Below are 18950 nucleotides of genomic sequence, written 5' to 3'. Positions count from 1 at the left end.
AATACTCTAGTTAACCAGTTTTAAGTGCAATTCCTAGGTTGAGCCCAGGGCTTTCACACCTAACTTAATTATCCGCCTACATGCCCTTTACGCCCAGTCATTCCGATTAACGCTCGCACCCTCCGTATTACCGCGGCTGCTGGCACGGAGTTAGCCGGTGCTTCTTCTGTAATTAACGTCAATTGTTGCACCTATTAGATACAACACCTTCCTCATCACCGAAAGTACTTTACAACCCGAAGGCCTTCTTCATACACGCGGCATGGCTGCATCAGGGTTCCCCCCATTGTGCAATATTCCCCACTGCTGCCTCCCGTAGGAGTCTGGACCGTGTCTCAGTTCCAGTGTGGCTGGCCATCCTCTCAGACCAGCTAGAGATCGTCGCCTAGGTGAGCCTTTACCCCACCTACTAGCTAATCCCATATGGGTTCATCAAATGGCGCATGGCCCAAAGGTCCCATGCTTTGGTCTCTCAACTTTATGCGGTATTAGCAGTCGTTTCCAACTGTTGTCCCCCTCCATTCGGCAGATCCCCATACTTTACTCACCCGTCCGCCACTCGTCATCAAGTGCAAGCACTCATGTTACCGTTCGACTTGCATGTGTTAAGCCTGCCGCCAGCGTTCAATCTGAGCCATGATCAAACTCTTCAATTTAAAGTTTGATGCTCAATAACTGTCTCTGACATATTCAAATGAATCTTCAGTGTCACTTATCAAGACTTAATTTTTAAGTCCATAGACTTTTCATTCTTCGTCTCGCAAGTGCCCACACAGATTGTCTGTTTCTTCTTTTTAAAGAGCTGACAGCCTTTTTAAATCAACTAACTTTTCGTTAATTTACTTCGCTGTCTCAAGGGTTGAGTATGTTACGCATTTCACTTGCCCACGTCAACCCCCTATTTCATAAAATTCTTTCTTTTCATTTCAAATGAATATTTTTTAGTCAAAATACAAGGTTAGAAGGTTATTTTTAGCTGATTAATTGCATTAACCGCTTTTTTAATTGCTTCTTCTACTGTTGCTGCTTTAGCTAAAGCAACTCCCATTCGTCTTATTCCGTTAACTTCAGATTTACCAAATAAGCGTAAATCAGTACCTGGAACATTTAATACTTTGTCCAAATTAGAAAAAGTAATGTGATCAGAGTTACCATTTGCTAACAATACCGCTGATGCACTTGGACCATATTGCTCAATTAAAGGTATTGGTAATCCTAAAATAGCTCTAGCATGCAATGCAAACTCTGAGATGTTTTGTGATATTAATGTAACCATACCTGTATCATGTGGTCTTGGTGATACTTCACTAAACCAAACCTGATCGCCTTTAACAAACAGCTCTACACCAAATACCCCATATCCCCCCAAAGCTTCGGTTATCTTCATAGCGATATTTTTAGCTAAACATAATGCATTAGCTGACATCTGCTGCGGTTGCCAAGATTCTCGATAGTCGCCTTTTTCTTGACGGTGGCCAATAGGTTCACAATATAAAACCCCGTTAATATGCCTAACAGTTAATAGCGTAATTTCATAATCAAAATCAACAAAACCTTCAATAATAACTTTACCCCTACCTGCACGGCCACCTTCTTGTGCATATTTCCATGAAGATTCAATATCAGCTTCACTTCTTACTAAAGATTGCCCTTTTCCCGAAGAACTCATTACAGGTTTAACTAAACAAGGGAAACCTATTTCTTTAACTGCAAGCTTATACTCGGCTTCATTTAATGCAAAACGATATGGTGAAGTTGGCAATTTGAGTTCTTCTGCGGCTAAACGACGTATACCTTCACGGTTCATGGTTAATTGCGTCGCTTTAGCTGTAGGAATAACTACAAATCCTTCTTTTTCTAATTCTAATAAAGTATCGGTGGCTATTGCTTCTATTTCAGGAACAATATAATTAGGTTTTTCTATCTCAATAATTTTTCTAAGCTCATCACCGTCTAGCATATTAATAATATGAGAACGATGTGCAACTTGCATAGCTGGCGCATTAGCATAACGATCAACAGCAATAACTTCACACCCAAAACGCTGCAATTCAATGACAACCTCTTTGGCTAATTCACCTGCACCACAAAGTAATACCTTTGTTGCACTTAATGATAATGGTGTTCCTATTTTTGCCATAATATTCTCTTATAGATTTATATCACTGTATTTTAATTAATAAGCTTAAAATAAAAATCGGGATAATTATCCCGATTTTTCTCAATTTAAAATTATACTGAATATGGATCTCGTAAAATCATAGTTTCACTTCGATCTGGCCCTGTTGAAATAATATCAATTGGTGTTTCGGTTAGTTCTTCAATCCGTTTTATATAGGCTTTCGCTGCTTGTGGTAAAGCATCATAACTTTTAACACCAAAAGTTGATTCACTCCAGCCTGGCATTGACTCATACACAGGCTTAACTAAGCCCCACTCTTCAGCAGACGCTGGAGCATTTTTTATCACATCTCCATTTGGTAATTGATAACCAATGCAGATCTTAACCTCTTTAAGCCCATCTAGCACGTCGAGTTTAGTTAAACAAAATCCAGATACAGAATTAAGTTGTACCGCTTTGCGAACAGCAACTGCATCAAGCCATCCTGTACGACGACGACGGCCTGTTGTTGCCCCAAATTCATTACCTTGCTTACAAAGGTACTCTCCTGTTTCATCAAATAATTCCGTTGGGAATGGACCAGCACCAACTCGTGTAGAATAAGCTTTAACAATACCTAATACATAGCCAACGTAACGTGGGCCAAAACCAGATCCCGTTGCTACGCCACCAGCGGTGGTATTAGAAGAGGTAACAAAAGGATAAGTACCATGATCGATATCAAGTAATGTACCTTGTGCACCTTCAAACATAATTCTCTCACCTTTTTTGCGTGCATCTTCTAAAAGAGAGGGAATATCAGCAATCATAGAAACTAAAATATCTGCTATTGCCAATGTATCATTTAGAACTTTTTGATAATCGACTGCTTCTGCTTTGTAGTAATTAACTAATTGAAAATTATGATACTCCATAACTTCTTGTAATTTTTCAGCGAAAGCTTGGCGATCACGTAAATCACCAACTCGAAGCCCGCGCCGAGCTACTTTGTCTTCGTAAGCAGGGCCAATACCACGCCCTGTTGTTCCAATTGCTTGGCTACCACGGGCTTTTTCCCGAGCTTGGTCTAACGCAATATGGTAAGGTAAAATTAAAGGACATGATTCAGAAATAAGGAGCCTGTCTTTAACAGGAATACCGCTATTTTCTAGCTCTTTCATTTCTTTCATTAAAGCATCAGGGCAAAGTACTACACCATTTGCAATAATACTTATCACATCATTGCGTAAAATTCCTGATGGAATTAAATGTAATACTGTTTTTTCACCATTAATCACTAATGTATGACCAGCATTATGCCCACCTTGATAACGAACAACATATTTTGCTTTTTCTGTGAGTAAATCAACAACTTTACCTTTGCCTTCATCACCCCATTGTGTTCCTAGCACAACAACATTATTACTCATAGATTATTTATCTCATTCTGTTATTTATTAGATTTTAATTTCATATATTGAAAAAATTGACTATCAGGACTAATGACCAAAATATCATGACCTGTAAAGCTTTGTTCGTAAGCTTTTAAACTACGAATAAAACTAAAAAACTCCATATCTTTACCAAAAGCATCGGCATAAAGTTTAGCTGCATTTGCATCACCTTCACCACGAATAGATCGAGATTGGCGTTCAGCTTCAGATAAAATCTTTGTAACTTCTAGTGTAGTCTCTGCTCGTATTTCATCAGCCTTTTTAACCCCTTGGAAACGTTGGTTTTGCGCGACAACTTTCCGAGCTGCTTTCATTTTTTCATAAATTGAATTAGATATTTCCTGAGGAAAATTAACTTTCTTTATACGGACATCAATGACTTCAACACCAAAAGATCTCATACTAGTTTTATTATTTTCAGAATCTTTTTCAACCTCGCTAATAGTCTCTTCAATAGATTCACTTTTGACCGCTTCTTGTGCTGTGCCATTTAAAGCATCTTTTACACGTGTCATAATAGAATTGCGAGAGTTATTATTGGTGTCATTAATAATATCAACGATATCTAATTTACCAACTTCGGCTCTTAAACGGCCATTTAACCGAGCAAGCAATAGGTTTTCAACACTATTACCGCCCGCAATAGTTTCATAGTATCGATTAAAATCAACAATCTTCCATTGTACAAAATAATCAATAACTAAATCTTTATTTTCACGTGTTATAAACTTTTGTTCCTTACCAACATTATCAGAACTATTTGTTGTTTGAATTTTAGCATCAACAACTTTTACATTATCCATCCCAGGGATTTTAAAATGTAATCCAGGATCTGATAATCTTATAATTTTATTAAATCGTAAAACTATCCCCCTAGTTCCTTCTTCAATAACATAAGCACTAGAAAAAAACACACCAATTAAAATCAATATTATAGGAATCAATAATTTGCGCATACTTTCTCCTTACCTTCCCATAAATCGCGCAGTTCGCGTACTATTGCTGGTGCTAATGGTATTATTTGTATTACTATTAACCTCTTTTGATAATTCTTGTGTCGTCTGAGGTTGATGTTTTATTGTTTCAGAAGAGAGCACCATATTAGAATTATATTCACTATTTTCATTTAATAACACCGTTGGTTCAGAATGCTTTTCATTTGTATCTTTCAATAGTTGCTCTAGAGGTAATACCATTAAATTTCCGCTTTTATCATTAACCAAAATTTTTTTCGTTTTAGCCAATACTCTTTCCATAGTTTCAATATATAAGCGTTCTTTAGTAATTTCTGGTGCAGCCTTATATTGTGGTAAGATTTTTTCAAAACGAGCGACATCACCAGCAGCTTCAAGTTCTACTTTAACTTTATAAGCATTTGCATCTGCTAGAATTCTTGCAGAACGACCTTCTGCTTGTTGAACTTGCTTAACTTTTTCAGCAGCCGCTTTATTTATTTCACGCTTTTTATCTTCTTGAGCATTCATTGCATCGTTAAAAGCTTCTTCTACAGCTTCAGGAGGGCGAGCTGATTGGAAATTAAGATCCACTATACTAATTCCCATATCATAATGATTAATCACATTAACCAACTCATCTTTAGTGCGAGTTTCTAATGCGGAACGCCCATCAGTTAAAATATCATCCATACTTGAGCTGCCTACTTCTGTGCGTAAAGCACTATCTGCAGCTTGTTGTAGACTGTCTTTAACATTAGTGACTTTAAATAAATATTTTATAGGATCGTTGATACGATATTGTACATTCATCTCAACAAAGACCAAATTTTGATCTGTTGTTATCATAAACCCATTTACATTAAAATTGTGCGTACCTTGTGTATCAACTTTATACACTTTGTCTATTAATGGTGGACTCCAATTTAATCCAGGTTGAATAATTTCGGGCTGAACTTGACCAAATCGGGTAATAACACCACGTTCGCTTTGATTAATAGTGTAAAACCCATTCCCTCCCCAAATAAGAGCAAGAACAATTATTATAGCACCAACAATTTTCGACGCATCCATCGGTAATTTAATGCCTGATGAACCGTTATTATGGTTACCTGAATTACTTTTCTTTAAGAGGTCTTTAATTTTATCAAATAAATCACCTAATGAATTATTGGGTGTTTTTTTGTTATTGCCTCCCCATGGATCATTATTTTGTCCGTTATTTCCGGGCTGATTCCACGCCATATATTATATGCTCCATTTAACAATTAGTTATTATTTTGCTTATTGATTAAGTATAACAGATCTGGTTCTTGTTTACAGAGGCGATTCCATTCAATAGAGGGAATTCTCACATCTAAATGAAAACTACCATCCTCATTAATAAGTTCATGTTCAACCGCATTTAACTGATATAAACGGCTCCTTAGTTTTGCTAAGCAAGCTGGCAAGCTTAAATGGCAAACTTGAATTTGCTTAGCTAATCTTTCTTTCAAAGCAATAAATAATTGATCTAATCCTAAACCATTTTGTGCAGAAACCCAAACTCGAATTGGCATACCATTTTCATCTCGATCAATACCTGGTTGTTTACCCTCAATTAAATCGATTTTGTTCATAACGAGTAATGTTGGTATTTCGTGAGCATCAATTTCAAGCAAGACTTCATCAACAGCATGCATATTATCCAATAAATTAGGATCCGCTGCGTCAACAACATGTAATAATAAAGTGGCTTCTTGAGTTTCAAGTAGTGTTGCTTTAAAAGCCGCAATAAGATCATGTGGCAAGTGACGAATAAAACCGACCGTATCCGCTAAAACAACTTCACCAACATCATCAACAACGATTCGTCGCAGCGTTGGATCGAGTGTAGCAAATAACTGATTAGCAGCATATACATCAGCCTTTGTTAAGGCATTAAATAGTGTCGATTTTCCGGCATTCGTGTAACCAACTAAAGATATTGTTGATAGATCAGCTTTATTTCTTGATTGGCGATTTTGATTTCGCTGTTTTTCAACTTTAGCCAACCTTGATAAAATTAACTGAATACGCTGGCGAATCAATCGTCTATCAGTTTCTAATTGAGTTTCACCAGGGCCACGTAAGCCAATACCACCTTTTTGCCGTTCTAGATGAGTCCAACCTCGCACTAATCGTGTCGAAAGATGTTGTAACTGGGCTAGCTCAACTTGCAATTTACCTTCATGCGTTCTAGCTCGTTGGGCAAAAATATCAAGAATCAATCCTGTTCTATCCACAACTCGGCATTTACATAGTTGTTCTAAGTTACGCTCTTGAGAAGGTGTTAAAGTATGATTGACTAAAATAACAGAAGCACCAAGTTGTTTAACTTTTTCAGCTATTTCTTGTGCTTTACCTTCACCAATGAAATATTTGGCTTGTGGCGATTTTCTTGAGGTCGTCACAATATCGAGAATCTCTATTTGAGCAGAAGAAACTAATACTTCAAACTCTTTAAGATCCTCAATATTACTTTCTTGAGGGAAAAATACATGGACTAATAAGGCAGTCTCACCGCCTTTATATCGCTCAAACAATCAGAATCTCCACTGAAATATCAGCTTTCACTTCCCTCTTCAGGCTGAGATACGAGTCCAGAAATAGGTCTAGAAGGTACGACCGTCGAAATGGCATGTTTATATACCATTTGGCTTACAGTATTTTTTAGCAAAATAACAAACTGATCGAATGATTCAATTTGCCCTTGTAGCTTAATACCATTAACTAAATAGATTGATACAGGAATATGCTCTCGACGAAGCAAATTTAAATAAGGATCTTGTAATGACTGCCCTTTTGACATAAGTTTATCCTTTAAAAAGTAATTATATGAAGATAAAATAAATACACTTATAAATAATCAATGTATTTTTACATACTATTTCAGATACATCTAGTATCTACCAAAATAACATAAAAAGCACTTCTCTTGAACCAATCATATAAAATTTATGCACAAATAACTAAATTTTTAATAAATTTAAACCAAAAATATAAAAAAAACACAAAAAATAGATAATTTTTTTGCATAAATTTATCTATGTTACAATTATATACTATAAACCACTATGAAGATTACTAATCATAATATTTTTTGGAAAATTGAATCCATATTATCATTATTTAACCATGTAATAGGTTGCTTCCAACCACGAAGCCAAGTGATTTGTCTTTTCGCTAATTGTCGTGTAGCACAAATACCTTTAAATATCATTTCATCATAACTTATATCACCATTTAAATATTCCCACATTTGCCGATAGCCGACACAACGAATAGCGGGCAAATTTAAATGCAAATCAGATCGTTGCATAAGCGCTTTTACTTCATTCTCAAATCCTTGATCTAACATCTGTAAAAAACGCTGCTCAATACGCTCATGTAATTGTGCCCTATCTTGCGGCATAATAGCGAACTGCATAATATCATATGGCAATGCCTCACCACTTTCTTGTGTAAGCTCAGTTAAACTTTTACCTGAAATTAAATAGACTTCTAAAGCACGATTAAGGCGCTGTGGATCATTAGGATGAATTCGTTCAGCCGAAACAGGATCAACTTTTTTTAACTCTTCATGAATAGCTTGCCAACCTAATTTATTGGCTTTCTCCTCTATTTGCTCACGAATTGCACTATTGGCCGCTGGCAGCGGTGAAAGGCCTTCAATCAAAGCCTTAAAGTAAAGCATTGTTCCACCAACTAACAATGGAATCCGACCTTCTTTTAAGGTTTTTTCAATTTCAACAATGGCATCATGCCTAAAATTTGCTGCTGAGTAGCTCTCTGCTGGATCACAAATATCAATTAGTTTATGCGGGTATTTTTGTTGCTCTTCTTGAGTTGGTTTTGCTGTTCCAATGTTCATACCACGATAAATAAGTGCTGAATCGACACTAATAATATCAATTGGATAACGATCATAGAGCGCCATAGCAAATGCGGTTTTACCCGATGCCGTTGGTCCCATTAATGAAATAATTTTCGGTTTAGTCATAGTAAAATTGATTGAGTTAGAGATTGCATATCTATTGGATATAAAAATGATTCTTGTTGTAACAAATTAATATCTATCTGCTCTAACTGTGCTAATAATTGAATTACCTTAGATCCTCCCCAAATCTCAGTACAACTATCACAGTACTGGTTAGCTAACCAAGCAGCAATTTGAGTTGGATTGAATACTTCCTTTTCCGATGGTGAGATAAAACTAATTAAAGCAGGTAAAATTTGTTGCCAGTTCATTGCTCGCAACATTTTAGGCACGTTTTGTAAATACAATTTAGCTTTATCAATATAAAACTCAAAACCTAAAAAATTTAACTGAGATTGATAAGTAGATACAATTTGTTGCTCTTTATGATTAATTAAAATTGTTAATGGAATAAGCAATTTCTCAGAGTCTTGCGATAATAATTTAATTGCAACAACTTTTTGCTGCGCAATTGGCAATTTCATTAACATGAGTTTTTGTTGATTATCTTCAAACTTTTCAAGCAATGCTATATCGGGCTGAATAACAGTTAACACCCGACCAAATTGTACTAATGATGAGTTATCAAGCTGTTGTTGTAATGATTGTAATGGTATATTTCGCTTAGGAAATAAAGCTTCGATAACCGCTTTTTGTGGCTCAGTTACTTCATGTTCTTCTGTCGATAAAAGCGTTTTTTTCGGCTCCGATTTTTCCACATCTTGAGCAAGATCAACATTCACCAACTGACCATACAACGCATTTTCTTTTGCATAATTGCTTGGTTTTTTCGATAACTGGCTACTTGCTTGATAAATTTTTGGTGCTGTTTGTTGGTTAAAGATATTATCACCAGCTGCTTGCCTATTAGGAGGTATTGTTACTTTTTCTTCCACTTCGGTTAAATTTGACCCAAGCGCCATTACAATAGCTTGATAAACAAAATCATGAACAAGCCTTGCTTCATGAAAACGCACTTCATGCTTAGCTGGATGAACATTAACATCAACTTGTTTTGGATCTATCTGTAAAAACACCACATAGCTTTGTTGTTCATTAGTACGACTGATGTAAGCCTGACGCAGTGCATGATTAAGTAATTTATCTTTGATGACTCGCCCATTAACATAAAAATACTGCAAATCACTACTTTCACTACTGGTGACCCAACCTTGAATGAGTAAATCATCATGCTGCCAATCTAATTTGACAGCTTTTTGCATAAATGCACGCCCGCACACCAATTCGACTCTTTTTTCAAGGGTGGATGAACGATACTGCTTAACCAATTTACCATTATGTTGTAAATTAAAGGTAACATCAGGTCGTGCAAGTGCAATACGCCGAACAAACTCTTCGATATGCATAAACTCAGTTTTTTCTGTTTTTAAAAAACGACGTCTTGCCGGTGTATTATAAAACAGATCAAGGACTTCGACAGTCGATCCTACAGGATGGGCAGCAGGTTTAATGATCGGTTTCATATCACGCCCCTCTGCATAAACTTGCCACGCTTCGGATTGTTCAACAGTACGTGAAGTTAATGTTAATCGAGCCACCGAGCTTATACTTGCAAGCGCTTCCCCACGAAATCCAAGACTAATAATAGCATCTAAATCATCTAATTTACTGATTTTACTTGTCGCATGACGAGCAAGCGCCAGCGCTAATTCATCTTTAGCAATGCCACAACCATTATCACGAATACGGATTAATTTACAGCCACCTTGCTCAAGGTCAATATCAATTTGAGTACTACCCGCATCAAGACTATTTTCAACTAACTCCTTAATAACTGACGCTGGACGTTCTACTACTTCACCTGCAGCAATTTGGTTAGCTAATTGCGGCGATAAAATATGAATTGCCATTAATGCTGTTCTCCAAATTTTGGATTTTGTTTAATATAATTTTTGATACCTTGATAAATAGCGTTAGCGATTTTCTCTTGGTGGGCATTATTACTTAGTAGTCTTTCTTCATCCTCGTTAGAGATAAAGCCAACTTCAACTAAAATTGATGGAATATCTGGCGAACGTAATACACCTAAACTTGCATGTTCTGGAACAGATTTATGCAATGGTATTGTTCCTTTCATCGCTTTTAAGACTTGCATTGCTAACTGATATCCCACTTGTTGAGAATAAGAAAACTGTAGATCTAATACTGCTTGACTTAAATGAGGATCATGATCATCACTAAGCGCATCACCAGCACCACCTAGTAATTGAGACTGTTTTTCACCTTTTTCAAGCCAACGCCCCAGCTCTGTATCTGCACGCTGAGTTGACAATACCCAAATTGAAGCCCCCGTTGCATTCCTATTTGGCGCAGCATCAGCATGAACTGAAACTAATAAATTAGCTTTATTTTTACGAGCAATTTCTGAACGTTGCGAGACAGAAATAAAATTATCACTGTCACGAGTCAGTACACCTTTAAAATTAGTATCTTTATTTAATAAGTTGGTCAGTTTTTTAGCAATTGAAAGCGTAACTGCTTTTTCATATAACTTATTTTGTCCTATTGCGCCCGAATCTTTACCGCCATGCCCCGCGTCAACAGCAATCACAACTTTGGTTGCATAAGCAGAGCTACAAAGCAGTACTAACATAAAAAAAATAAGTAGTTTTTTCATTGTCTTTTAATTGTTTATTTTTATTGTGATAAATTAAGAATCACTTGGCCTTTTTCGCTTTTTGCTTGTACACAAGCAGTGCGTTCAAGCGCTAAATAAGCCAAATGAATTTCGAGATCAACATTAGGCAAGATACCGCCTGCTCGCTCAGGCCACTCAATTAAACAAATCGATCGAGAAACAAAATATTCACGAATGCCCATAAACTCTAATTCTTCAGGGTCACAAAGCCGATACAAATCAAAATGATAAACTGAAAAATTATCAAAATGATAGGGTTCTACTAATGTATAAGTTGGGCTTTTTACGTTACCTTTATGGCCTAATTGTTGTAAAAAACCGCGACTAAAAGTTGTTTTTCCTGCGCCAAGATCGCCAATTAAATGGATAACAATTGTATCATCATGCTTAGACAAATAGTTTAAACACTGTTTGGCAAGTTTGCTACCAAACAAAATCGTTTGGTGCTCATTGGTTAAAATAATCGGTTTCATGATGAATTCTTTGCTCAATAATGATCTCTTATTATATACTAATAACCATTAAAGATGTACTAAACAAGATAACCTAGATTTTGTAAAAAACTTACAGGAAAACCTACGTTTCATTGTAAAAAGTGAAAAATAATGTTACATACTATTTCAACAGCAAATCCATTAGCTCTAGATCCACAACAAATATCCGCTCAAGATGCCATATTATTTTGGCAAAATGGTGTTGTTCTAGCTATCAAAAACACTCCATTATTAAATGATATTATCAGTAAAACGGCGCATTGTTATATCATCAACAGCGATATTCAAGCTCGTGGGCTAAATGATATTATCGATTCAAGACTTAAAATTATTAATATGCAACAAGTTGTTGAACTAACAGCTAGCTATTTCCCACAGATAAATTGGGAATAACAACAGCACATTAAGCTTACCATTAGCGGTGTTTAAAAACTAAATAATACCCATTTGCCAAACCTAAAACTGAGGTTTAATATAAATATTAACTGTAATCTGATTGTATTTAAATTTAATGGCTAATTTATTAACGCTATCGCAAATCAATAATTGTTTAAAAAATGGTGAAGTGATTGCTTACCCAACTGAAGCTGTTTTTGGTCTAGGCTGTGATCCCAATTGCGAATCAGCGGTATTAAAACTATTACAACTAAAACAGCGATCAATAGATAAGGGGTTGATTCTAATTGCTAGCCATTACCAACAACTAATACCTTATATAGATGAATCAACTATCACCAACGAACAAAAAAAGTTAGCCCTTACTAATTGGTCTGAGCCCATTACTTGGGTTTTTCCTAAAAATGAAAATACACCATATTTTTTGACCGGTAAATTCGATTCTATTGCTATACGGATCACGAATCATCCTGTCGTTTGTAGACTTTGTGATCTTTATGGCAAACCAATAGTTTCAACTAGTGCTAACATTTCTGCTCATCCTCCTTGTAAAACAGCTATCGAAGTTGCCAAACAGTTTGGTTCAGATTTCCCTATTTTAGATGGTGAAACAGGTCACCGTACACAGCCATCACAAATAAAAGACATTAAAACAGGTCAAATTTTTCGGCAAGGATAACGTTATGCAAAATTTATATATAGGTGTGATGTCCGGTACCAGCATGGATGGAATTGATATAGCTTTAGTGAATATTACCGAAAAAAAAGTTAAATCAATAGCAAGTGCATGCTATCCAATACCCAGCAATTTAAAACAGCATTTACTAACATTGTGTGAAACCAAGCAAACCTCATTACAAAATTTAGGTGAAATAGATCACAAGCTTGGTAAACTTTTTGCCAATAGTATAAATAACTTTTTAGAAAATAATAAGATAGATAAAAAACAAATTAAAGCCATTGGCTGTCATGGACAAACAATTTATCATGCACCAAACAGTAACAATCCATTTACCCTACAAATTGGCGATGCCAATATTATTGCCGCAAAAACAGGCATTACGACTATTGCTGATTTTCGCCGTAAAGATATGGCTTATGGTGGGCAAGGCGCACCACTCGTTCCAGCTTTCCATAAAGCTATATTGCAAAATAAACATATAAATCGCGTAATATTAAATATAGGCGGAATAAGTAATATTTCAGTACTAATTCCTAATCATACAGTTATTGGATATGACACAGGCCCAGGTAATGTGTTACTTGACGGTTGGATAAAGCAGTATTTAGGAAAAAACTATGATAAAAATGGATTATGGGCAAAAACAGGTAAAATAAACCAAGACTTATTAAACCTTTTATATAAAGAAGACTATTTTCAAATGCCCGCTCCCAAAAGTACCGGACGGGAGCTGTTTAACTTACCGTGGCTACATAAAAAATTAGCAGGAACACATTTAAAAGCACAAGATATTCAAGCAACACTGGTTGAATTTACTGCTTTATCCATTGCCAATGAAATTAATAAATTAAAGATACAAAGCACGTTACCTTGTGAACTTTTAGTTTGCGGTGGGGGAGCGAAAAACCCGCTTATCATGCAAAGATTATCGGCATTATTACCTTTATGGTCAGTATTAACCACAGACACAAAAGGCATAAACGGTGATGATATGGAAGCAATCGCTTTTGCTTGGCTTGCTTATTGTAAAATAAATAATCTTCCCTCCAATATTCCTGAAGTAACTGGCGCAAACCAAGCGGTTTGTTTGGGGGTTATTTATCAATAAACTAAAAAATAGATGAAAGTTAATTAAATCAATCCAAATTTTTGTAATGCTTTTGCTATCCCATCATTATTGTTAGTATCTGTTATATATTCAGCTTTACCTTTTAACGTATCAACAGCATTTCCCATAGCAATAGGGTGATCAACAGTTAAGAACATTTCAAAATCATTCATACCATCACCAAATGCATAAGTTGGTACATCAGAAAATCCCTTAGTTTGAAGCAACTGAGCAATACCATAACCTTTAGATCCTCCATGATTAAAAACATCAACACAGTAAGGCGTATTACGAATAAAAGTTAGCTCAGGAAAAACATCACGATAATGCAATTCACCTTCCTCACACAATAATAACAACATCTGGATAGGTTCTTTTAAATAAATCTGATCATCAACGGGAGGGACGGGTTGCTTAAGGTAATGATAAAACTTCTCAGCCGGTTGACTATGGGCTGATACACGCATCAATTCATCATTATAAAAAGATAAAGGAATATTCATTTTTTGTTTAGAATATTGATATATTCTAGCTATCACCTCTTTATCAATATCATTTGTAAAAACTTTTTCACCTTTATATAAAACAACCTGCCCATTCATACCAACAATGGAATCAATCTGAGTCCTTTTCATTAAATTAATAACTTCACAAGGTGTTCGGCCTGTTGCTATCATTGGGGTAATATTATTTTGTTTTAACTTTTTTATAGCTTCAATAGAACTAGGTAATATATCAATCTGACTATTAAATAGTGTGCCATCTAAATCAAAAAAAACGATAGCTTCAGGTTTTTCATTCATATTACAAATCCAAAATATGTTTAATAAAAGGAATAGTTAATTTTCGTTGTTGTGCAAGCGTTGCGACTTCAAACTTTTCTAACAAAGAAAACAATGTGCGCATATCACGGTTAACACGTTTTAATAAAAATAACCCAACTTCTGTTGATAATTCAAAACCACTTAATTGTGCTCTTAATTGTAAAGCTTTAAGCTTATCATCGTCACTAAGTTCTTTTAATTGATAAACTTGTCCCCAAGATAACCGAGAAACCAAATCAGGTAATATAAAAGAAATTTGTTTAGGAGGTGCACTTGCTGTTATCAGTAATTTACTCACATTTTTTTCAGTCAAACGATTAAATAAATCAAAAATAGCCTCTTCCCAATCCCTATGGCCTGCTATTGCATCAATATCATCTAAACAGACTAAATCATAATTATCTAACCCCTGTAAAATTTCAGGTACTAAATGATAATATTGCTTCAACGGGATATAACTAGCTAATTTGTTTTGGCTTGATGCGTGTAAAAGGTGCGTTCGACCCGCAGCGCTAACCGACCATATATAAAAGATATTAAACCCCTCTTTACCTAATAAGGATTGCAATGAATCAGACAATAATCGATTATCGCCTACATAAAAACTATCAAAAGTTTCATTATTGGGTAATGAAAAAGGTAAAGGCAACTGCGAAAGAGTAATAAAATAACCTCGTAATAAAAATACAATTATGTTAAGTATAAATTTGCTTTTACAAAAATCAATCACTTTTATAGAAAAGAAAAATATCCTGCCCCATAAATTATTTAATATGTACTTTAATTGCACAAAAACAGGTTAATCTACTTTTTAATAGAGAAACTAAGGCTAAATCAAACCCCTCTAGTTTATAAATATAATTTGCTTATTATAAAATAGTTTAACCATCTTACCCACAAAAAAATGACTATACTAAATTTATTTTTTAATAATAAATTAGCTTATATTTATATGAAAAATATTTTCTAACTGGTTTTATATTATGGCTAGGCGTTTTTTGTTGCTTTAGTTTTCGTACTTTTTATTTGTAAACAGCCTTAAATTTATTTTGGCTATTTTTTAATTAGGTATTTTACATATATTCTCTGCTAGTTTTGCTATTCGATCATCAGGCTTAACGCATAACTTTTATAATGACCTTCTGCAATCACAGCTACCTTATTCACCTAATAGAAAGGGACAATCGTCTATTCAACCAAGATAAATTGCACTGGCAATTCCTTTTTCCAATAAGGTAAAACAGGCTCAGTAGGTTATGCCACCATATGCGATCGATTATTTTAGATTGAATTTTATAGAAAGGTTTTATACTAATATGGCTTGATCGCACATTGATCTTTTCAACTAATCCTATTAGATATTTTAAAATAGATCATTGATATAAGTATAAAAATCAAGCAAACGAACTTATTTTTTTGTGGGTAACTCTGTGATAAATTAGGATCACAAGCTGTTATAATCGCATTAACAACTTCAATCAAAAAAACATCTGTGGATAAATTTAATAGTTATAAACAAGTATACACAAAAAAAGCTCCGATCAATTCACAGAATTGGATCACAAATAAGATCTTATAAAATATCTATAAAAATAAGTTATCAACAAAAAGGATCCTCTTTAATAGTAATAAAAATAAAAGATCATCTAAAAGATCTTATTTAATTTAGATCGCGATCGAAATAGATCATTTGACGTAATCGAAAAGATGAGTAAAATTCCCTACGCTAAATAACTAGATCACAGGATCTAAATTAGCGATCATCTATACACAAATAAATACGAGGCTTTTTTATGTTTTATCCAGATCTTTTTGATGTCATCGTGGTTGGTGGTGGTCATGCAGGAACAGAAGCCGCAATGGCATCAGCGAGAATGGGACGAAAAACACTGATTTTAACCCATAATATCAATACATTAGGACAAATGTCCTGTAATCCTGCTATTGGCGGTATAGGTAAAGGCCATTTGGTAAAAGAAATTGATGCTATGGGTGGTCTAATGGCACATGCTATTGATCATGCAGGGATCCAATTCAGGATCTTAAACAGTAGTAAAGGACCTGCTGTGAGAGCAACGAGAGCACAAGCAGACAGATCACTGTACCGTAAAGTGATCCGCACTACTCTTGAAAATCAAGAAAATTTAATGCTCTTTCAACAATCTGTTGAAGACGTGATCATTGAAAACGATCAAATAACAGGTGTCAAAACACAAATGGGCATTTCATTTAAAGCTAAAGCTGTTGTTTTAACAACAGGTACTTTTTTAGATGGAAAAATTCATATAGGACTTGATAATTATAGTGGTGGTCGCACAGGGGATCCGGCATCAATAGGTTTATCAAAATCATTACACCAATATCCTTTTAGAATGGGACGACTAAAAACAGGTACGCCACCACGAATTGATGCGAGAACAATTGATTTTTCAAAACTAGGCACTCAATATGGTGATGATCCAGTACCCGTATTTTCATTTTTAGGTAATGCAAGTGAGCATCCTAAACAGATCCCTTGTTATATAACAAGTACTAACGAAACAACCCACGAGATCATTCGAAACAGCTTAGATCGTAGTCCTATGTATACCGGGGTAATTGAAGGTGTAGGACCTAGATATTGCCCATCAATTGAAGATAAAATAATGCGCTTTGCTGATCGAAATTCGCATCAGATCTATTTAGAGCCTGAAGGATTAGACAGTAATGAAATCTATCCAAATGGGATCTCAACAAGCTTACCGTTTGATGTACAACTCGCATTTGTACGTAGCATGAAAGGATTAGAAAATGCCAACATTGTAAGACCTGGTTATGCGATCGAATATGATTATTTTGATCCAAGGGATCTTAAGCCAACACTGGAAAGCAAAGTGATCAAAGGGCTATTTTTAGCAGGACAGATCAATGGTACAACAGGCTATGAAGAAGCTGCCGCACAAGGTATGCTTGCTGGCTTAAATGCAGCGCGTTTTGTTTTTGATCAAGATCAATGGTATCCAAGTCGCGATCAAGCTTATTTAGGTGTGTTAGTTGACGATCTTTGTACTCTTGGTACTAACGAACCTTATCGCATGTTTACCTCGCGTGCTGAATATCGTTTAATGTTACGTGAAGATAATGCTGACATTCGTTTAACAGAAATAGGCCGTAAGCTAGGGATGGTTGATGATTATCGTTGGCAGCGCTTTAACGAAAAATTTGAAGCAATCGAACAAGAAAGAGCGCGTTTACGCGATATTTGGGTACACCCCCATATTGAAACGATTGATGAAGTCAACGCTGTTTTAAGCGCTAATTTAACCAAAGAAGCTAATGGTGAAGAGTTGCTTAAGCGACCAGAAATGAGTTATAACACATTGAAAACGCTTTCTTTATTTTCACCAGGATTATCAGATGCACAAGCTGCAGAACAGGTTGAAATTCAAGTTAAATATGACGGTTATATTAAATTGCAAATTGAAGAAATTGAACGTCAAAAACGCAATGAACAAACACTTATTCCTGAACATATTGATTATGCCGAAATATCTGGATTATCGAATGAAGTTGTGGCTAAATTAAAACAACACAAGCCTGTTTCTATTGGGCAAGCGTCGCGTATTTCTGGTATTACGCCAGCTGCTATTTCAATGTTGTTGGTTTATTTAAAAAAGAAGAATTATGTTAAAAAAGAAACTTATTAATCTTATTGATCAAACGGATCTTTTGATCACTGAATCACAAATAGATCTATTGATCCATTATGTTGAAATGCTCAACAAATGGAACAAGGCTTATAACTTAACGGCGATCCGCGATCCTAATGATATGTTAGTAAAGCATATTATCGATAGCTTAATTGTATCGCCTTATTTAACAGGTAAAAGCTTTATTGATGTAGGAACAGGTCCTGGTTTACCTGGTGTTCCCTTAGCGATTATTAATCCTGAAAAACAATTTGATTTAGTTGATAGCTTAGGCAAGCGTATTCGCTTTTTAAAGCAGGTACAGTTTGAATTAAAATTAACAAACATAAATCCTGTGCAAAGTCGTATTGAAGAGTACACTGCAAAAAAATTTGATGGGGTTATCAGTCGTGCATTTGCCTCTTTGCAAGATATGCTAAGTTGGTGTAAACACCTTCCTAATGAGCAAGGGCTTTTTTATGCATTAAAGGGAAGTGATATTGATTCCATTCCTAATGGTTTTACGCTTAAACAAAATATTAAATTAACTATACCTGAATTAAATGCTGAAAGATGTTTAGTTATTATTAAGTAGCTTTATACTAAAGTGTCTA

16 protein-coding genes, 1 rRNA gene and 1 pseudogene are annotated in these 18950 nt (G+C 35.2%); 5 read left to right on the top strand and 13 right to left on the bottom strand.

What is annotated here, in order from left to right:
* The 11 genes and pseudogenes from A9G41_RS02270 to tsaE form a co-directional block, all read right to left on the bottom strand.
* A 16S ribosomal RNA gene (locus A9G41_RS02270) occupies positions 1 to 656 on the bottom strand; the annotation flags it as partial.
* Positions 657 to 958: 302 nt separating this feature from the next.
* On the bottom strand, positions 959 to 2140 hold the full coding sequence (purT, locus tag A9G41_RS02265; RefSeq protein ID WP_065581574.1) for a formate-dependent phosphoribosylglycinamide formyltransferase: 1182 nt from the start codon (positions 2138 to 2140) through the stop codon (positions 959 to 961).
* Between the two features lie 92 nt (positions 2141 to 2232).
* Complete coding sequence (locus A9G41_RS02260) at positions 2233 to 3531, bottom strand: adenylosuccinate synthase (RefSeq protein ID WP_075539276.1); 1299 nt, start codon at positions 3529 to 3531, stop codon at positions 2233 to 2235.
* A gap of 20 nt (positions 3532 to 3551) precedes the next feature.
* Complete coding sequence (gene hflC, locus A9G41_RS02255; protein ID WP_075539275.1) at positions 3552 to 4511, bottom strand: protease modulator HflC; 960 nt, start codon at positions 4509 to 4511, stop codon at positions 3552 to 3554.
* Between the two features lie 9 nt (positions 4512 to 4520).
* Positions 4521 to 5753 (bottom strand): FtsH protease activity modulator HflK, encoded by a 1233-nt coding sequence (gene hflK / locus A9G41_RS02250; protein ID WP_075539274.1) that lies wholly within the window; start codon positions 5751 to 5753, stop codon positions 4521 to 4523.
* A gap of 23 nt (positions 5754 to 5776) precedes the next feature.
* On the bottom strand, positions 5777 to 7072 hold the full coding sequence (gene hflX, locus A9G41_RS02245; RefSeq protein WP_065581570.1) for a ribosome rescue GTPase HflX: 1296 nt from the start codon (positions 7070 to 7072) through the stop codon (positions 5777 to 5779).
* A 20-nt stretch (positions 7073 to 7092) separates the two neighbouring features.
* Complete coding sequence (gene hfq / locus A9G41_RS02240) at positions 7093 to 7338, bottom strand: RNA chaperone Hfq (RefSeq protein ID WP_065567290.1); 246 nt, start codon at positions 7336 to 7338, stop codon at positions 7093 to 7095.
* 279 nt (positions 7339 to 7617) lie between these two features.
* On the bottom strand, positions 7618 to 8529 hold the full coding sequence (gene miaA / locus A9G41_RS02235) for a tRNA (adenosine(37)-N6)-dimethylallyltransferase MiaA (protein WP_075539273.1): 912 nt from the start codon (positions 8527 to 8529) through the stop codon (positions 7618 to 7620).
* Positions 8526 to 10376, bottom strand: coding sequence for a DNA mismatch repair endonuclease MutL (gene mutL, locus A9G41_RS02230; RefSeq protein WP_075539272.1), 1851 nt, complete (start codon positions 10374 to 10376; stop codon positions 8526 to 8528). The genes miaA and mutL overlap by 4 nt, the downstream gene beginning before the upstream one ends.
* 20 nt (positions 10377 to 10396) lie before the next feature.
* Positions 10397 to 11101 (bottom strand): annotated as a pseudogene (locus tag A9G41_RS02225) (N-acetylmuramoyl-L-alanine amidase); the annotation flags it as partial.
* Between the two features lie 62 nt (positions 11102 to 11163).
* Positions 11164 to 11637, bottom strand: a complete 474-nt coding sequence (tsaE, locus tag A9G41_RS02220; protein ID WP_065581566.1) for a tRNA (adenosine(37)-N6)-threonylcarbamoyltransferase complex ATPase subunit type 1 TsaE — start codon at positions 11635 to 11637, stop codon at positions 11164 to 11166.
* Positions 11638 to 11769: 132 nt separating this feature from the next.
* On the opposite strand from tsaE, the gene tusB reads away from it, so the two are divergent.
* The 3 genes from tusB to A9G41_RS02205 all read left to right on the top strand — a co-directional run bounded on the left by tusB (position 11770) and on the right by A9G41_RS02205 (position 13844).
* Entirely contained in the window at positions 11770 to 12051 is a 282-nt protein-coding gene (gene tusB, locus A9G41_RS02215) for a sulfurtransferase complex subunit TusB (protein WP_065567295.1), read from the top strand.
* A gap of 118 nt (positions 12052 to 12169) precedes the next feature.
* Positions 12170 to 12733, top strand: coding sequence for a Sua5/YciO/YrdC/YwlC family protein (locus tag A9G41_RS02210; RefSeq protein WP_075539278.1), 564 nt, complete (start codon positions 12170 to 12172; stop codon positions 12731 to 12733).
* A 4-nt stretch (positions 12734 to 12737) separates the two neighbouring features.
* On the top strand, positions 12738 to 13844 hold the full coding sequence (locus tag A9G41_RS02205; RefSeq protein WP_075539271.1) for an anhydro-N-acetylmuramic acid kinase: 1107 nt from the start codon (positions 12738 to 12740) through the stop codon (positions 13842 to 13844).
* A 23-nt stretch (positions 13845 to 13867) separates the two neighbouring features.
* On the opposite strand, the gene A9G41_RS02200 is transcribed toward A9G41_RS02205, so the two are convergent.
* Both A9G41_RS02200 and hda read right to left on the bottom strand, forming a co-directional pair.
* Positions 13868 to 14647 carry a Cof-type HAD-IIB family hydrolase gene (locus A9G41_RS02200; protein WP_075539270.1) on the bottom strand — a complete coding sequence of 260 codons (780 nt, stop codon included), beginning with the start codon at positions 14645 to 14647 and terminating at the stop codon, positions 13868 to 13870.
* A gap of 1 nt (position 14648) precedes the next feature.
* Complete coding sequence (gene hda / locus A9G41_RS02195; RefSeq protein WP_065580053.1) at positions 14649 to 15332, bottom strand: DnaA inactivator Hda; 684 nt, start codon at positions 15330 to 15332, stop codon at positions 14649 to 14651.
* A gap of 1129 nt (positions 15333 to 16461) precedes the next feature.
* Between hda and mnmG the strand changes: the two genes are divergently transcribed.
* Positions 16462 to 18354, top strand: a complete 1893-nt coding sequence (gene mnmG, locus A9G41_RS02190) for a tRNA uridine-5-carboxymethylaminomethyl(34) synthesis enzyme MnmG (protein ID WP_075539269.1) — start codon at positions 16462 to 16464, stop codon at positions 18352 to 18354.
* Complete coding sequence (gene rsmG / locus A9G41_RS02185; RefSeq protein ID WP_075539268.1) at positions 18332 to 18931, top strand: 16S rRNA (guanine(527)-N(7))-methyltransferase RsmG; 600 nt, start codon at positions 18332 to 18334, stop codon at positions 18929 to 18931. Before mnmG ends, rsmG begins: the two co-directional genes overlap by 23 nt.
* Positions 18932 to 18950: the final 19 nt, after the last annotated feature.

Source organism: Gilliamella sp. Nev5-1, assembly GCF_001690895.1.
In the GTDB taxonomy this organism is placed as follows: domain Bacteria; phylum Pseudomonadota; class Gammaproteobacteria; order Enterobacterales; family Orbaceae; genus Gilliamella; species Gilliamella apicola_C.
Note: the sequence above shows the minus strand (reverse complement) of the source record. Positions and strands in the feature narration are given on the sequence as shown.

Excerpts from the sequence above, each read along its gene's own strand:
- purT (WP_065581574.1), bottom strand. The coding sequence starts at position 2,140 with ATGGCAAAAATAGGAACACCATTATCATTAAGTGCAACAAAGGTATTA.
- A9G41_RS02260 (WP_075539276.1), bottom strand. The coding sequence starts at position 3,531 with ATGAGTAATAATGTTGTTGTGCTAGGAACACAATGGGGTGATGAAGGC.
- hflC (WP_075539275.1), bottom strand. The coding sequence starts at position 4,511 with ATGCGCAAATTATTGATTCCTATAATATTGATTTTAATTGGTGTGTTT.
- hflK (WP_075539274.1), bottom strand. The coding sequence starts at position 5,753 with ATGGCGTGGAATCAGCCCGGAAATAACGGACAAAATAATGATCCATGG.
- hfq (WP_065567290.1), bottom strand. The coding sequence starts at position 7,338 with ATGTCAAAAGGGCAGTCATTACAAGATCCTTATTTAAATTTGCTTCGT.
- miaA (WP_075539273.1), bottom strand. The coding sequence starts at position 8,529 with ATGACTAAACCGAAAATTATTTCATTAATGGGACCAACGGCATCGGGT.
- mutL (WP_075539272.1), bottom strand. The coding sequence starts at position 10,376 with ATGGCAATTCATATTTTATCGCCGCAATTAGCTAACCAAATTGCTGCA.
- tsaE (WP_065581566.1), bottom strand. The coding sequence starts at position 11,637 with ATGAAACCGATTATTTTAACCAATGAGCACCAAACGATTTTGTTTGGT.
- tusB (WP_065567295.1), top strand. The coding sequence starts at position 11,770 with ATGTTACATACTATTTCAACAGCAAATCCATTAGCTCTAGATCCACAA.
- A9G41_RS02210 (WP_075539278.1), top strand. The coding sequence starts at position 12,170 with ATGGCTAATTTATTAACGCTATCGCAAATCAATAATTGTTTAAAAAAT.
- A9G41_RS02205 (WP_075539271.1), top strand. The coding sequence starts at position 12,738 with ATGCAAAATTTATATATAGGTGTGATGTCCGGTACCAGCATGGATGGA.
- A9G41_RS02200 (WP_075539270.1), bottom strand. The coding sequence starts at position 14,647 with ATGAATGAAAAACCTGAAGCTATCGTTTTTTTTGATTTAGATGGCACA.
- mnmG (WP_075539269.1), top strand. The coding sequence starts at position 16,462 with ATGTTTTATCCAGATCTTTTTGATGTCATCGTGGTTGGTGGTGGTCAT.
- rsmG (WP_075539268.1), top strand. The coding sequence starts at position 18,332 with ATGTTAAAAAAGAAACTTATTAATCTTATTGATCAAACGGATCTTTTG.